Below are 13,270 nucleotides of genomic sequence, written 5' to 3' on the forward strand. Positions count from 1 at the left end.
CGCATCAAATATCGCAAGTTGCCCATTTGCGGAAGGCACGCGCTTCTGGCTTACGACTCTCAAGGATTACATCATAGAGCCCGTCCTCATTGATAATCGTTGCGTTATTGGCTCTGTCACGCGAATCTTTGACGGTGTGGGTTGAAACCACATCGTCACTCAATCGACGTCGAGACATCCCACCGTAAAATCACCGTGAAATAGCCCGTTTAAGCCTACGTTAAGGGGTATGGAAGGGTACGGGGGGAGACGCTTATTTAAAGCAAAAAGACCGCTAGATTAACGGTCTTCTTTTTTTGGTTCGGTACTTTCTTTGGCACTTTAGTTAGAATCTCGGTCTTTTTCGTTGTTTTCCAACGTTAATAATTCCGATATATCATCAATTTCAAGCGCATCCGCGATTTTTATAAGTGTTCTAAGATTTATCTGTTCACGAATGTTGCGCGACATCTCAGATATAGCGGCCTGTCTTACGCCGGATAGTTCTGCAAGCTGCATTTGTGTGAGTCCTCTTTGTGCCATAATTTCATTCAATTTAATCCGAATCGTTCTCATATGTACACCGTCCTTGGGCCTATTATAACGAATATACGAATATCTGCAAACTAAGTGTTGACATCATACTAAAAGGCGAATATACTAAAAACCAGATAAGCAATTATACGAATAAACGAATATGAAGTTCCGTTTTTTTCGAGCAACATCGTACTGTTCCGAAGCACCATCGCAACTCATCCTATAATCTCGCTAGGAGGCGCAATCATATGTCAATCACGTTAGGTTTTATCCGTAATCGTCGCGAAAGTAACGTCATCCTTACGGTCGGAAGCGGCCGCAAACGTCAAGAACTCCGCGTTACATCGGAATTATTCTTCACTATTATACCGCAAGCTAATCCGTATCTCTACGGTGACATTGTTGGGGCTACTCCGGCACAACTCGTTGAACTCGGTTTTGAGTTGGACGCAGAAATGAAGCGGGAAGTATTCCGTGTTGTTCGTCCGTTGGTTACTCCGGCTCAAGTCCGCTATGTACTCGATCCGACTACGGGCAACTACATACTTCGGTACGTCGGTACACGTCAGGAACTCGTTATACAGCCACGGGCGTTCTGGAAGATAACCGGAGTCAGTCGGCGGTCACCACTCGGTAGTTTAACGTTGTCAATGGCCGTCATGAGTGAACTCGGATTCATCGTCAAGAAGGGAGGCGCACAGATTGAACGCAGTAACCAATTTATTAACTACGCGTAACATCGTATTGTCACGTAAGGCTCGTAAACGTATCGTCGCTGTACTCAAGTTTATTTACGCGGTCGTATTGATCGCGCGAGAGGTGTTGACGTAATGACGTACTTAGAAATATTCACGGACTACCGACTCGGATCGGAGACCTACGGTGATGCCTTGATGATCGCGTTCCGTTTCTATACTCTCGCGGTCGGTAACGTATTAGAGAGTCCGCATTTCACCGATGCCGAGCGGATTGAAGCACTTAAGGAACTGAATACAGCGTTTAACAACGTATTTCCGAGAGTAGGCGTTTCTTAATGGCGGCCGATCACTGTTACAGATGCGTAGTCGAGTTCGGCGACATCCGCATGACCTTTCCGGTATATTCGCCGCGCCAGCTTACGAAGGATGAACTGCGGTCTCTTGCGATTGAGCAGGCGGTTCAAGACGCGAATGATACCGGTCACAACGTTACAGCCGCCGATATGAAACCAATCGGATTTAAATATGAAGGAGTCGATAAGTATGGAAATTAAGTCAACGGTGTCAAACGTACTAGAAAAGGCGGCGCTTGCTTACGGTCCGTACGACCTGCCGCATATGTATGAGCTCGTGGAGGGCGTTTTGTACGCTGACCGTTATTTCTTTCATCTTGAGACCGGAATTTTGTGGCTCCGTCATGTCCGCAAGGTCGAGCATCCGGAACACACGCACTTATTTATCGACGGAGACTCCGGCGGCCTTCAACTCGGGAAGAACCTTCAGCGCGACTTGTTGGAAGTTGTTACGGAAGTCCTCGATCATATCCGTGCCATGAACGGCTTAACGTTTTTGGTAGATGAGCTCTTATGGCTCGAAGACCGCGGCGATATCGAATTGAATCTCGTTAAGAAGAAGGGCTGATGCGCCCTCCGATGAACCTACGGTGTCCAGAATGGCGCCAAACGTTCCGAACGCCAAACGGGGAGGAGACGCGCGTAGTATCAAACCGCCTTTGCGCCAACATTGGCGGCCAAACGCTTCACGTCCGTACCGCACGTAAGCGGATCGCTATGCGGACGCCCGGCCTGCGCTAACAGGTCATTGCTTTAACGCTGAGTAGCGCTAACTGCTCGGCACTTCCGGTCGGTCTACGTAAGACGCGCCAACGTCTCGATAGGCTGGCCGGTTCCGATAATTCCTACGTCCGGATACGGCAATATCCGTCAGGCAGGCGTAGTTCATATAGATTCGGACGATCGGCCGGTAAATCCGGTTCAGGCACCGGTCGTCTGCTTGTTATACCAGATTAATACGCAAGATAGGAACATAGGTTCCGTTTTTTGCGGAAAAATGTTGTTTGTTCACGAATTAGACACAATTGGAGTGTGCGGGGACAGTCACGTGCCCCAAATTCGCGGTTTCGTGTCCTAGTTATATATAGGGGGAATTTTTTTACGGCTCTGTGCGAAATCAAAATTCGCTGTAGTTAATATTGTATCCGGTGTGCGAAACGGTCATCGGGCGGTGTGTTATCTATGACGGACGAAATAAATTTCCGCAAAAGTGTGTTACGAGCGGTTGGGCGGCGTTGAAGTAAGTGACGGCCGAGAATTTTCGTAAAAGTGTGCGAGACGCATTTCTCATCCGTTGAAGTAGATGAAAGGCGGATGTGCGAAAAGGTAGAGTAGATTGTCAAATAGTATGTAAGGCGGAAAATATCACGCAGAAGTGTGCGAAACGCGAGTGACCGGCAGCAAGATAGTATAAGACGATGTGCGAAGTGCGTGCGGACTTTCTATATTCTTGTGTGCATAACGACGCCGCGCATTCGGTTAAGTAGGTAGACCGCGGGGAACCGCATCTCATAAAACCAAACGAAAAGGGAGCGATTTTATTATGTTCACAATCAGCCAACGAAAACTAGGAAAAAGTACAATCTACATTAAGAACAACGAGGAGGGGCGTTCCTTAGTTAGTCAGATTACTTCTAAGTTTCCAGACGCATCCGCGAGAATCCGCCCTCTTCTGAACGGAAAGATCGCAGTTGACGTTTATGACGAAAAAGGAGCCGCACAACTAATTGACGCGCTACTTATTGCCCATCAAAAAGCGGTTGATGAACGGAAACGGGCTCGTTGGGACGCCGAGCGCGCTACGTACGCATCCTGGCTTGCGCGTGATAATACAACTATCGACGATTATGGAGTTATATGGACCGATGACCATTCCGCCCCGCTTGCAAAGGGGTGTACAAAATGCGGCCAAGTCAAACCTATTGACGAGTTTTACGCACATAAAACAGGGCGGGCAGGAAGACGACCTGATTGCAAGGACTGCGTACGTAAGCGCGTAAACGCAGTCGGCTAAAGTATTGTTACAACGCGGCGGCTCCGTTGTGGGCTGCCGCTCAATTATCTTACGGGAGGAGGTACGCTATGGAACCGGGAGAAGGCGCAGTCGAGTACGCAAAGTCATTAACGGAAGGACTGAGGCGAGAGGAAGCCGCTTCTATTATACATACCATAATGATAGGACCGTTTGAGGACCCGCGTGTTAAACGGTGTGCTGTCTGCGGATATCCATTTTACGATAGAACAAGAAACAGGTGGGCGGAGGTATGTGGACCATCGTGCAAGACAGTTCGCAAATCGGCGCAGAGAAGGGAGCAGCGCCAAGTCAAATCAGGACGAAGCGTCTCAATTAAGACGAATAAACCAATACGTTATCTGTGGTGGTTGGAGTATCCATATTGGACGTCGGAACGCTGGATGAACTCACATGTCGGTAGCTACGAGCGTCCGCACGATCCGGACAAGTTATTGACTATAGCTGCGGCCAAACAACGATATGAGATGATGGGCGGGCGGCGGAAATCCGTGCGGAAGGCTGAATATTAGGTGGCGACATCCTCCTATATATGAGAGAACCGCGTAAAATCCTTCGTCCTATGGTTGCTTTTTTAGGGGTTTCATGACTATATACATTGAGGAAGTAGAACGTTGCGGGTACACTCCGCGAATCTCTTTCTAATTGTGAATTTTGTGTGAACAATCAGTCTTCTGCCGTACATTTTATGCCTTTAGTTATCTATACGTTATGAGGGAAACTTTTCTTGTAGCCGAGGTTGCTTTTTTGGTAATCTCAAAGCCATATATTTAGAAGCAAAATCGCTCTCATGTCCAATACCTCACGACATGACGGCGATCTTTTTATTTACGCAGCTAGTTCAAGAATCAGAACGCAAAGGGAGGTGTTTACAATGGCGATCGTTAACGAAAGCAACATCGGTATTATCCGCGCAGTCTATCGGCTCTCATACGAAGAATTAGGCGCGTTGATGGGCGTAAGCGGGCGCTTCGTGTCCTACGTCGAGAACGGAGCCCGTAACCTACCGAAAGTCAGGGCGGATATGCTCGAAAGAGAACTAGAACTTACGCCGGATAAATTAACGCGCCTAACCGAGATATACCGGGATACGTTACTACCGGGAAAGTAGACGCTACAACGGTAGATATGACGTGTTCATTCGCTTTACCTTCCGCGTCGCTACGCTCCTGCGGACATCCGCCCCTACCGGGACGTCTGTACATATTCTAAACGCGAGAAAGACTTTGGTAGAGATACACTTTCATCGTGCCATCTTTTGGGCGCGGTGAGGCAACGACCGAAGGGAGGCGGCAGCATGGTGTTATGGTATGTTCACATGTATTCTGCGCGTCCAAGAAGAAAAAAAAGAATAAGACTTACTATAGGGATAGAAATTCCGAAAAGTCGAGAAAAAAGGAGAAAAACCGCGCCAGACGTGGGTTTTTAGCATCTAATCACCAAAAAGTTATGTAGCCGAAAAGCAGGGTATCTGGCCGATTTTGTAACTGAAAAGCAGGGTATTTTTCATCCGGGAGGGGTAACATGAGCAATTCTGATAAAAGATCACGTGCCAATCGAGTTTGGAAGAGCCTACCGCAAAAGACGAAGGGGGCTGCGATCGTAGCGCAGGAGCGTGCGGATAAATTGCTAGCAGAAGCCGGACTTTCCTCTACGATTGATACAGTCATCCGGACAACTGAGGCGCAGGCACGCGGAGCGCGCAACGTCACAGTACTCGGCCAATGGGCGGAGGAGCACGGCGGTTTTGTGTTCGCGCTCTTTAAAGGCTGCGAAACATTTATCGAGCGGTTCCCGTCGCTCAGTCAATCCGATTATGCTCGTGTAATGTTCCTCGGGACTTATACGAGCTACGACGGCGGCAGGCTCCAGCACGACAACGGGCGGCCTATTAAACGCGCCGGCCTTGCCGATCTCCTCGGCATACACCGTGTTAGATACTCCGAACTACACAGGAAGCTGGTCGCGGAATCAATCATCTCGGAGGACGAGGAAACCGGGGACTTATACATGAACCCGTCAATATTCTATCGCGGCGAGATCAAGAAAGAGAACACATATGATCTTTCCGAGTACCGCTATATCTGTATGTTCCGCAATACTGTACGCGGTTTGTATGAGACTTACGGAAAAGGCCGTGAAGTCAAACAATTAGCGATCCTTTACGCGGTGCTTCCGTTTATCAACTTCAACACTAACATCGTATGTTTTAATCCGGAAGAGACGCAGGAAGACCGGCTGCAACCGATGGACGTCGAGAGACTCGCGGCATTACTCGGGTATAAGGACGCGCAGAAACTTCGCAAAGCACTCGACGCGGTTAAGCTCAACGGTAAGAACGTTTTCCTGCTCGTGCCCGACGTCCATGATAAACGGAAGCGCCGGGTTATAGTTAATCCGCGAGTTGTCTTCGCAGGGTCAGCGGAAAAGCTGGCGGCGATCAAAGTTCTCTTCAATTAGAAACACACGACCAAAGCGGCCCGATTTCCGAGGCGGCTTATTTGACGTGCTTAAAAGGAGGTCATAAACGTGAATCCGCAGTATCACACAGTCGTAACGTTCGCTGACGGTATAAATGTTACATTCGGTGACTCGGTGTCCCGCGCGTGGATTCGATTCGCTGCACCTATAATCGCCGAGGACGAACGGAAACGTAGACGAAAGGGGAAACGGAAATGAGCGATAAATGTACGCAAGTTATCCATAAGCAAGAGGGCGGCCAGGATACCGTTAAGATTTACGATGCGTCCGGCATTGATACGCTGACGGGGGCTTGGCCTGTTAATGCAGAGAAGACACCGCTAGAAAGCGCCGTTGATGCGCTATGGTCCGGGTACTTCGAGGTACAAGATCGGCGGCACCTTTTCGGAAAATATCCGGTTGCCGTGGTGTCAAACGTCAGTGGAGCGGTGGAGCAATTCGTAACAGAATTTGAAGGGGAGGAATCAGCATGAGTAAATTCATCAATTCAAAAACGTGGTCGGGCGGCATCGGTACGGGTGAAGAGATCGCGAGCATCGGACCGTCACTCGGATATAGTCGCCGCCAGTCGGACAAGCCAGCGAAGGTAAAGCGTAAATCCGGCGTAGTTTCGTATTATAGCGATCGAGGCTACGGATTCATTTCATCCGGTGAGGATCGCGTATTCTTTCACCTATCGGACTGCGAATCCTTTGATACGGCGGAAGTGCCGGTCGGTTTGCGTGTGAGTTACATGCTGACGGAAGGTAGAGGCGGTAAGCCTGCGGCGGCGGACGTACAAGCAGCGTGAAGGAGGTGGGTACGGTGATTACTCCGGCAGTAAAGCGGTTGATGACGCCGCGAGGTTTTACGTGGTTCAGACACATGAAATTTAAATGGTAAAGGAGCGGTATGAATGGAAGACGTGACAAATCCGGAAATCCCGGAAGAACAATCGCAGGATACAACGTGGGAGGATGAACGCGCGGAACTCACGCAGCGCCTCGAATCGCTGACATCGGAGCTACATAGCCAGCGTGTCAGTAACGCGTTCTATCGCAAGGCAAGGGCAGCGGGGGTTGACGATCCGGACGCACTGGCGGGTATCGTAAATCTTTCTGCTGTTACGTTTGATGACGCAGGGCAAGCGCAGGGGATTGATGAAATCCTGACCGCGTTTACTTCAGCCGCTAAACCAAAAGAACCGCGTACTATAGGAGGCCCGTTTGCGCCCAATTATGGTGAGCGAGCCGAAAAGACGAGTGAACAGCGACTTGCTACAGCAGCGGAAAAGGCTCGCCGTACCGGTCGTCCGGAAGATATGGTCGCATACATGGACATTAAAAGAAAACTTCAAAAATAATAGGGGGAATTTATTATGACAATTTATACAACTGACTTGGTAGGTAAACGCGAATCTGTAGCCGACGAAATTCTGCTACTTAACCCAACACAAACGCCGATGCTGAATTTACTCGGGTTCAGCCAACCGGTTACATCAACTACGCATGTTTGGCTTGAGGACGCGATGTTCGCGACACGTACGACGGTGACTGCCGCCGCTACCGTAGACGCTACGGAGATTAAGGTCGCCAGCACCGAGCCATTCCGACCGCACACGATTGCAGAAGTCGGCGATGAGCTCGTACTGATCCAAGCTGTGGATACCACCGCAAATAAGATTACGGTTGTCCGGGGGCATAGCGGTACAACCGCGGCTGCAATTGCAAAAGATGCTCCGATTGAATCGCTTTATGGAGACAGCCGAGAAGGTGCAGATGCGCGAGACGCGCGGTATAAGTCCAAGACAAGGGTGGACAACGTAACGCAGATTTTTGAGGACACGGTTAGTGTAACCGGTTCGGCGGAAGCAGTTGCGCAGTACGGCATAGGGTCAAGCGGCCTTTACGCGTATGAGAAGGCGAAGAAGCAGCTTGAACTTGCGCTCCAACTTGAGAAAGCCATTATCGGCAGTCGCAAATTTGAGAGCGGGGATATGCGTACAATGCGCGGCATCCGCAGCTTCATCGAGACCAACGTAACGCCTGCCGGTGGGCCAGTTACGAAAAAGCTGCTCGATGACGTGGCGCAAAAAGTTTATAGCGCTGGCGGCTTTGCGACAGGAAGCGCAGGTTATACGTTCGTTGTTCCTGCCGTGCAGAAGCGCGCAATTAGTGAACTGGCAAGTTCGAATATCAGATTGACCCAAGCGGAGAATAGTCGCGGCCAGAAGGTTGACCACCTCATTAATGACTTCGGTACGTTCCAGATCGTGCTCAACGATAATCTGAAGCCGGACGAGATTCTGTTTATTGACGCGAATCGGATTAAGATTCGACCACTCGGCGACCGCTCCTTTGGTCATACGTACCTCGGCGTCAAAGGTGATTATCAGTCCGGTATCATCGTCGGCGAGTATACGCTGGAGTTCCAGCAAGAGAAGGCGCACGCCCGTATCAAGGGGCTGACTGCGTAAGTAAATAGCGATATCACAGAGGTCCTTCGGGGCCTCTTTTTGTTATATCCAAAGGGGGAATACGTATGAGCAAGTCTAAACTACCGGACAGCGTCCTCGCAGATATGGAGCGCGTAACGCCCGTAATCCGGTTGATTGAATCTGTCTTAACGCACAAGCGTCCCGGTTCGTACGATTTCGCTGCCAACTTTCCTGAGCAGGCAGCGATATGGAGCGAAGTGGCCGCAAAATTTGAAGCGTCGGACATGGCGCGTGTACAAGCGATGGGATTCCGTATGAAGAGACTACTTCCCGCGATCGACGACGTAGACGCAGCCGCTCGGACTGGAAAGAACGTAGCAGGATCGGCAATGGCGGTTTACAAGGCGTTGGGACTCCTGGTGCGTGCGATCGAAAGGACGGCGGTATAATTGAGCTTCGATTTAGTGGGGCATCTGCGCCTAGTCGACGACCTGAGCCGTCCTCTTCGTAAAGCGTTCGGTAATATGACGAAATTCGGCGTGGCAGCAACCGGCCTCGGTGTTGCAACTACGGGGATTGCGTTCGCGGCGGATTCCGTTAAAAAAGCGATGGATTTTGAGTCGCAGATGAAGACGGTTCAGGCGTTAACGGGCGCAACCGACGAACAGACGAAAGCCATGCAGCAACTCGCACTCGAACAAGGCGCATTAACGAAATATAGCGCACTCGAAGCCGCACAGGGGATCGAGGAATTACTCAAAGCGGGCATGAGCGTCGAACAGGTCGGTAAGAAGGGCGGACTTAACGCGGCGCTCAACCTCGCAACGGCGGGCGGTCTCGGCTTGGCGGAGGCTGCGGAGATCATGTCAACCGCGCTCAATTCGTTCAAAAAAGATGGGTTAAAAGCGGCCCAGGCTGCGGATATTCTCGCCGGGACTGCGAACGCGTCGGCTACAGACGTACACGATTTGCGTTACTCGCTGGCTGCGGTCGGTTCCGTTGCTGATGGCGTCGGCATGTCGTTTAAAGATACGAATACAGCGCTAGGTCTATTCGCGAATAACGGGTTAAAGGGTGCGGACGCAGGTACGTCGCTGAAAACGATGCTATCGAATCTCGTGCCGGCAACGGACAAGGCGTACGGCATGTTCGAAGACTTCAACCTCTTGACGGTTAATACGACGGACGCACTCGCGTTTATGAGCAAGAAGGGTATCAAGTCAACGGGCACATCTGTCCAAGCGGTTACGAAGGACATCGAGAAGTACGTCGCAGCGCAGACGGGACTCAAGGTGGGTACGTCTAAGGCCGCGAAGGAAACGAAGAAGTTCCTGACGGCGAGTAATCTCATCCATTCCGCTTTCTACGATAACAAGGGCGAAATTAAAGACCTCGCTTCCGTGGCGGACCTGCTGCAAAACCGTTTCGGTAAGCTGACGAGCGAGCAACGACAGTTCTACCTCTATCAGATATTCGGTTCCGACGCGATCCGTGCTGGAAATATTTTGTATAAGGAAGGTGCGGCTGGCGTCAAGAAGTTTCAGACGGAAATGGCGAACGTTACCGCGCTTCAAGTTGCGAAGAAGAAGATGGAAGGCGCGGCGGGAAGTGTGGAGCAATTTTCCGGAGCATTAGAGACATTGCAGATTTCCGCCCTGATACCGACAATGCCGATCATTGCCAAACTTGCGGACGCAATGTCTAACCTCGTTATTAAGTATACTCCCCGCATTACTGCGGCTATCGAGCGCGCAGTCAATACGTCTAAAAAGTATCTCAAGTCGCATTTTATTGACAATCCCGCATTCAACCGACTTCCAGACATCCAAAGTAAGATCGCGTTTATCTTTGACGACGTTCTTGCTACGTTCGACAAGTGGTGGAGTAGCGGAGGTAGCGCGGCGTTTGAGGAGACCGGCCGTAATATCGGTGACACGATCGGTAAAGCGCTCAAAGCATCCGGTCCTTTACTCCAAGCTGCGACAAAGGTCGGAGTCGATATCGGTGCGGCTGTAGTAACCGGAGTTCTCAAGGAAATCGGCTCTAATCCGGTAGCCAGCTCGCTTCTTCTCGGTGGGGCCGGTGTGAACCTCGGGTCTAGGTTCGGGCCTTGGGGAGCTGTAATTGGAGGCGCGGGCGGGGCTGTTTTAGGTATAGGCGCGTCAGAATTTGCACAGGCGGCAAGCGCAGCTCAAGAAAGATCGGCGGCCTATGCTGATAAGTCCAAGTCCGGCGGAAAGGTTAGTTACCAAGGGGCGAATCCTACGGGAAGTAACGCTCCTGTCGGGATAGATCGCTTTAACGCATGGAAAGAGGACGGTAAACACTCGGGCGGTCTAAATAACGTACCTTTTGACCAGTACCGCGCTGAACTCCACAAGGGGGAGGCCGTTTTACCTCGTTCACAAGCGGATGAGTATCGGAGAAGCGGCGGTCGCGGTGACGTAAACATCACGATCAACGCAACGATCCGCGAGGAATCGGATATTGAAAAGCTTGCCAGTGTGCTGGCTCGTAGATTAGCAGTGTAACGAAAGGAGAACAGTTCGGTGATTAAATTAATCCAAGGTAACGGCGTATCGCAATTCCGCGACGTTATTAAACAGCTCGGACACAACGTAGAGGTCGATATCGAATACGCGACAATCATCGCACCTCCGCCAGCTCTCCGCGTACAAGTCGATAACATGAAAATCGAACTCGACGGAGACGACGTAATTGTTCCGGAGCACTTGCGTGAACACACCCGGAAGGTGTCCGTTAAAGCGGTGGAGCCGACTACGGAACCAACTACACTCGAATTCAACCGCTATACTCGTGTAACGAAGGAAACGGAATCGTCTGCGCCTGTTAATTCGAAGGCGTTCAGCGACGTATTTAACTTCGGGTCATTCACGTCCGGTACGTTCGAGATTACGTTTCATGACACGCTGAGGGCGGGCGATCGTGTGGCGATTGCGTCGTTCGGCGCGGGACAGCGTTATATCGTGTTGGATCGGATTTGATGACGGGCGGCCTCCGGGTCGCTCTTTTATTACGAAAGGGGAACGTTATATGAATCTCGAAATGAAACATTATACCGCGATACGATATTTGTCGCTTCCGCCTAGTGAGCGTCCCACACTCGCAGAGATTGCGGAGGAATGCGGAGTAACTCCGTCAGCTCTATATCAATGGCGTCAAGACAGCATATTCGAAGCGGAACTCAAGCGCCAAATCGTACGTAATAATGTCGATGACTTGCCGGAGCTTATTGCGCTGATACCTAAAATCGCGATCACTGAAAAGAACGCAGCTATGGCGAAGCTCGCGCTACAGGTTCACGGGATGCTTTCCGATAAGGTGGAAGTAAGCACGACTACTAATAGCGGAGGCGGCACGGATATAGCAGCGTTAAAGGCTCGTATCGAAGCGTTGAAAGTACGTCAAGCCAGTGATGAGTAAACGACTGAGCCGCCGCCTGCCTCTCAGCGATATTCATTACGCGGCGATTGCGCTACTATCCGATATCAAACGTCCGAGTCACGAAGAGATTGCGCGTCGACTCGGGATTACGCGTATGACATTGTATCGTTATCGTAAGCGTCCAGACTTCCAACGGGAGCTAAAGCGTGAGGGGCGACGTCGAGCCGATGAGTTTATGCGTGAGAACCGCGAAAGGGTACGCGTAAGGGCTGCGGGGGATATCGAATGGTTCTTCCGCAAGTACGTGTGAATGTCCGTTATGCGTAGGAGTGGCGCGTGGTTCAACGAGGGATAACGTGTTACAATGACAACGATATAGCGGATTTTCCTACACGAGCCTCCTGACGCGCGACCCCTTCGGAATTTTTCGGATACGAAAGCGTGCTAATAGCTGAGGGTCCAGTTGGGGCGCGGAGATACACGGTTTTATCGCTTCGGAAACTTTCGGGTACATAGCGGATTTACGCTATACGTTTCGGTTGCATACGCAATGTATAACGGACGCGAAGACCAGCGTATTTCACTGCATACGTTACCAGCGAGTAGGTTGCCGGGCAGGGCGTAAAGCCGCGCCCCTACGGGATTTATACGGATTATACGCTGGTAATGTATATACAGTGAATACGGTACGTTTATACAACGCGGCATCAACCGCATAACGATGCGGGTTCCGGGCGCAGACATATTCGCATAATATGGATTTTGTGCACATGTCCGTGAATACCCGCTGCATAAAAGGCGGACGGGTGGCATATAGTGCGGGGTATCTCCGGTTGAAATTAACGCTTATTTACGCTATCAAAAGCGATTGAATGAGCGTTTTCTTACGTGGAGACGGTGAGGGCCGTACCCCCAAGGCCCCTACGCGACGGCCCGAAATCTGGTGTACGAAATTTCGGCGTATCAAAATTTAACTTTGGGAGTAGTCGGACTTAGCTCCTGAGCGCGGAGCCAGCAACGACCATCTTAGCGTCATACCAGCGTGATAGCCGCGGATTGTTCAAGTGGTAAGAAATCGCGCGACGTCGAGCGGTAACGTTAGATCCCGTCCGTTGAACACATATAAATAGGAAGAAACTCGTCTGAAAATCCGCGAGTAAAAATAATTTACATAAAAGCTTGACCCAGTGCGGCGACTCGTGATATTATAATTCTTGTCGCTAACGAGGTGCGCTAGATTACGGAAAAGCGAAAATGAACGAAACCTACCGGTTGACTTCCTAATAGCTGAACGTAGGGTCTAACGAATAGTACCGAAAAAAGCGAAGCCTAAAACGGTGAAATACCGTATTACATGCGCGTGTGGCGG

The 13,270-nt window shown here is 50.6% G+C and carries 21 protein-coding genes; 19 read left to right on the forward strand and 2 right to left on the reverse strand.

What is annotated here, in order from left to right:
- Window positions 1–4: 4 nt before the first annotated feature.
- Together ACIFQM_RS23215 and ACIFQM_RS23220 are read right to left on the reverse strand one after the other, a co-directional pair.
- Window positions 5–178, reverse strand: a complete 174-nt coding sequence (locus ACIFQM_RS23215) for a BRO family protein (protein WP_430066202.1) — start codon at window positions 176–178, stop codon at window positions 5–7.
- Between the two features lie 143 nt (window positions 179–321).
- Complete coding sequence (locus tag ACIFQM_RS23220) at window positions 322–555, reverse strand: helix-turn-helix domain-containing protein (protein ID WP_430066204.1); 234 nt, start codon at window positions 553–555, stop codon at window positions 322–324.
- Between the two features lie 209 nt (window positions 556–764).
- Between ACIFQM_RS23220 and ACIFQM_RS23225 the strand changes: the two genes are divergently transcribed.
- The 19 genes from ACIFQM_RS23225 (at window position 765) to ACIFQM_RS23315 (ending at window position 12,211) form a co-directional block, all read left to right on the forward strand.
- Window positions 765–1,253, forward strand: coding sequence for a hypothetical protein (locus ACIFQM_RS23225; RefSeq protein WP_430066206.1), 489 nt, complete (start codon window positions 765–767; stop codon window positions 1,251–1,253).
- Window positions 1,219–1,347: a hypothetical protein gene (locus tag ACIFQM_RS23230; RefSeq protein ID WP_430066208.1), complete on the forward strand. Its 129-nt coding sequence runs from the start codon at window positions 1,219–1,221 to the stop codon at window positions 1,345–1,347. Before ACIFQM_RS23225 ends, ACIFQM_RS23230 begins: the two co-directional genes overlap by 35 nt.
- Window positions 1,347–1,550 (forward strand): hypothetical protein, encoded by a 204-nt coding sequence (locus ACIFQM_RS23235; protein ID WP_430066210.1) that lies wholly within the window; start codon window positions 1,347–1,349, stop codon window positions 1,548–1,550. Before ACIFQM_RS23230 ends, ACIFQM_RS23235 begins: the two co-directional genes overlap by 1 nt.
- Window positions 1,550–1,768 carry a hypothetical protein gene (locus ACIFQM_RS23240; RefSeq protein ID WP_430066212.1) on the forward strand — a complete coding sequence of 73 codons (219 nt, stop codon included), beginning with the start codon at window positions 1,550–1,552 and terminating at the stop codon, window positions 1,766–1,768. Before ACIFQM_RS23235 ends, ACIFQM_RS23240 begins: the two co-directional genes overlap by 1 nt.
- On the forward strand, window positions 1,758–2,135 hold the full coding sequence (locus tag ACIFQM_RS23245; RefSeq protein WP_430066214.1) for a hypothetical protein: 378 nt from the start codon (window positions 1,758–1,760) through the stop codon (window positions 2,133–2,135). The genes ACIFQM_RS23240 and ACIFQM_RS23245 overlap by 11 nt, the downstream gene beginning before the upstream one ends.
- Before the next feature lie 975 nt (window positions 2,136–3,110).
- Window positions 3,111–3,581, forward strand: coding sequence for a hypothetical protein (locus ACIFQM_RS23250; RefSeq protein ID WP_430066216.1), 471 nt, complete (start codon window positions 3,111–3,113; stop codon window positions 3,579–3,581).
- 68 nt (window positions 3,582–3,649) lie between these two features.
- Window positions 3,650–4,111 carry a hypothetical protein gene (locus tag ACIFQM_RS23255; RefSeq protein WP_430066218.1) on the forward strand — a complete coding sequence of 154 codons (462 nt, stop codon included), beginning with the start codon at window positions 3,650–3,652 and terminating at the stop codon, window positions 4,109–4,111.
- A gap of 362 nt (window positions 4,112–4,473) precedes the next feature.
- On the forward strand, window positions 4,474–4,710 hold the full coding sequence (locus ACIFQM_RS23260) for a helix-turn-helix domain-containing protein (RefSeq protein ID WP_430066220.1): 237 nt from the start codon (window positions 4,474–4,476) through the stop codon (window positions 4,708–4,710).
- Window positions 4,711–5,123: 413 nt separating this feature from the next.
- Window positions 5,124–6,059: a hypothetical protein gene (locus ACIFQM_RS23265; protein ID WP_430066222.1), complete on the forward strand. Its 936-nt coding sequence runs from the start codon at window positions 5,124–5,126 to the stop codon at window positions 6,057–6,059.
- A gap of 69 nt (window positions 6,060–6,128) precedes the next feature.
- Window positions 6,129–6,278 carry a hypothetical protein gene (locus ACIFQM_RS23270; protein ID WP_430066224.1) on the forward strand — a complete coding sequence of 50 codons (150 nt, stop codon included), beginning with the start codon at window positions 6,129–6,131 and terminating at the stop codon, window positions 6,276–6,278.
- Window positions 6,275–6,553 carry a hypothetical protein gene (locus ACIFQM_RS23275; RefSeq protein ID WP_430066226.1) on the forward strand — a complete coding sequence of 93 codons (279 nt, stop codon included), beginning with the start codon at window positions 6,275–6,277 and terminating at the stop codon, window positions 6,551–6,553. Before ACIFQM_RS23270 ends, ACIFQM_RS23275 begins: the two co-directional genes overlap by 4 nt.
- On the forward strand, window positions 6,550–6,870 hold the full coding sequence (locus ACIFQM_RS23280; protein ID WP_430066228.1) for a cold-shock protein: 321 nt from the start codon (window positions 6,550–6,552) through the stop codon (window positions 6,868–6,870). Before ACIFQM_RS23275 ends, ACIFQM_RS23280 begins: the two co-directional genes overlap by 4 nt.
- 105 nt (window positions 6,871–6,975) lie before the next feature.
- On the forward strand, window positions 6,976–7,422 hold the full coding sequence (locus ACIFQM_RS23285; RefSeq protein ID WP_430066230.1) for a hypothetical protein: 447 nt from the start codon (window positions 6,976–6,978) through the stop codon (window positions 7,420–7,422).
- Window positions 7,423–7,437: 15 nt separating this feature from the next.
- Window positions 7,438–8,535, forward strand: coding sequence for an SU10 major capsid protein (locus ACIFQM_RS23290; RefSeq protein ID WP_430066232.1), 1,098 nt, complete (start codon window positions 7,438–7,440; stop codon window positions 8,533–8,535).
- 65 nt (window positions 8,536–8,600) lie between these two features.
- Window positions 8,601–8,945, forward strand: coding sequence for a hypothetical protein (locus ACIFQM_RS23295; RefSeq protein ID WP_430066234.1), 345 nt, complete (start codon window positions 8,601–8,603; stop codon window positions 8,943–8,945).
- A gap of 75 nt (window positions 8,946–9,020) precedes the next feature.
- Window positions 9,021–11,027: a phage tail tape measure protein gene (locus tag ACIFQM_RS23300; protein ID WP_430066236.1), complete on the forward strand. Its 2,007-nt coding sequence runs from the start codon at window positions 9,021–9,023 to the stop codon at window positions 11,025–11,027.
- An 18-nt stretch (window positions 11,028–11,045) separates the two neighbouring features.
- On the forward strand, window positions 11,046–11,501 hold the full coding sequence (locus ACIFQM_RS23305) for a DUF2577 domain-containing protein (protein ID WP_430066238.1): 456 nt from the start codon (window positions 11,046–11,048) through the stop codon (window positions 11,499–11,501).
- A gap of 49 nt (window positions 11,502–11,550) precedes the next feature.
- A complete protein-coding gene (locus ACIFQM_RS23310) occupies window positions 11,551–11,940 on the forward strand; it encodes a phBC6A51 family helix-turn-helix protein (protein WP_430066240.1) in 390 nt (129 codons plus the stop codon).
- Window positions 11,933–12,211 (forward strand): phBC6A51 family helix-turn-helix protein, encoded by a 279-nt coding sequence (locus tag ACIFQM_RS23315; RefSeq protein WP_430066242.1) that lies wholly within the window; start codon window positions 11,933–11,935, stop codon window positions 12,209–12,211. Before ACIFQM_RS23310 ends, ACIFQM_RS23315 begins: the two co-directional genes overlap by 8 nt.
- Window positions 12,212–13,270: the final 1,059 nt, after the last annotated feature.

The organism is Paenibacillus sp. NRS-1782 (genome assembly GCF_050467685.1).
In the GTDB taxonomy this organism is placed as follows: domain Bacteria; phylum Bacillota; class Bacilli; order Paenibacillales; family Paenibacillaceae; genus Paenibacillus; species Paenibacillus terrae_A.

What these genes read in the sequence shown, in the direction of transcription:
- ACIFQM_RS23215 (WP_430066202.1), bottom strand. Translation starts at nt 178, where the DNA reads ATGTCTCGACGTCGATTGAGTGACGATGTGGTTTCAACCCACACCGTC.
- ACIFQM_RS23220 (WP_430066204.1), bottom strand. Translation starts at nt 555, where the DNA reads ATGAGAACGATTCGGATTAAATTGAATGAAATTATGGCACAAAGAGGA.
- ACIFQM_RS23225 (WP_430066206.1), top strand. Translation starts at nt 765, where the DNA reads ATGTCAATCACGTTAGGTTTTATCCGTAATCGTCGCGAAAGTAACGTC.
- ACIFQM_RS23235 (WP_430066210.1), top strand. Translation starts at nt 1,347, where the DNA reads ATGACGTACTTAGAAATATTCACGGACTACCGACTCGGATCGGAGACC.
- ACIFQM_RS23240 (WP_430066212.1), top strand. Translation starts at nt 1,550, where the DNA reads ATGGCGGCCGATCACTGTTACAGATGCGTAGTCGAGTTCGGCGACATC.
- ACIFQM_RS23245 (WP_430066214.1), top strand. Translation starts at nt 1,758, where the DNA reads ATGGAAATTAAGTCAACGGTGTCAAACGTACTAGAAAAGGCGGCGCTT.
- ACIFQM_RS23250 (WP_430066216.1), top strand. Translation starts at nt 3,111, where the DNA reads ATGTTCACAATCAGCCAACGAAAACTAGGAAAAAGTACAATCTACATT.
- ACIFQM_RS23255 (WP_430066218.1), top strand. Translation starts at nt 3,650, where the DNA reads ATGGAACCGGGAGAAGGCGCAGTCGAGTACGCAAAGTCATTAACGGAA.
- ACIFQM_RS23260 (WP_430066220.1), top strand. Translation starts at nt 4,474, where the DNA reads ATGGCGATCGTTAACGAAAGCAACATCGGTATTATCCGCGCAGTCTAT.
- ACIFQM_RS23265 (WP_430066222.1), top strand. Translation starts at nt 5,124, where the DNA reads ATGAGCAATTCTGATAAAAGATCACGTGCCAATCGAGTTTGGAAGAGC.
- ACIFQM_RS23275 (WP_430066226.1), top strand. Translation starts at nt 6,275, where the DNA reads ATGAGCGATAAATGTACGCAAGTTATCCATAAGCAAGAGGGCGGCCAG.
- ACIFQM_RS23280 (WP_430066228.1), top strand. Translation starts at nt 6,550, where the DNA reads ATGAGTAAATTCATCAATTCAAAAACGTGGTCGGGCGGCATCGGTACG.
- ACIFQM_RS23285 (WP_430066230.1), top strand. Translation starts at nt 6,976, where the DNA reads ATGGAAGACGTGACAAATCCGGAAATCCCGGAAGAACAATCGCAGGAT.
- ACIFQM_RS23290 (WP_430066232.1), top strand. Translation starts at nt 7,438, where the DNA reads ATGACAATTTATACAACTGACTTGGTAGGTAAACGCGAATCTGTAGCC.
- ACIFQM_RS23295 (WP_430066234.1), top strand. Translation starts at nt 8,601, where the DNA reads ATGAGCAAGTCTAAACTACCGGACAGCGTCCTCGCAGATATGGAGCGC.
- ACIFQM_RS23300 (WP_430066236.1), top strand. Translation starts at nt 9,021, where the DNA reads ATGACGAAATTCGGCGTGGCAGCAACCGGCCTCGGTGTTGCAACTACG.
- ACIFQM_RS23310 (WP_430066240.1), top strand. Translation starts at nt 11,551, where the DNA reads ATGAATCTCGAAATGAAACATTATACCGCGATACGATATTTGTCGCTT.
- ACIFQM_RS23315 (WP_430066242.1), top strand. Translation starts at nt 11,933, where the DNA reads ATGAGTAAACGACTGAGCCGCCGCCTGCCTCTCAGCGATATTCATTAC.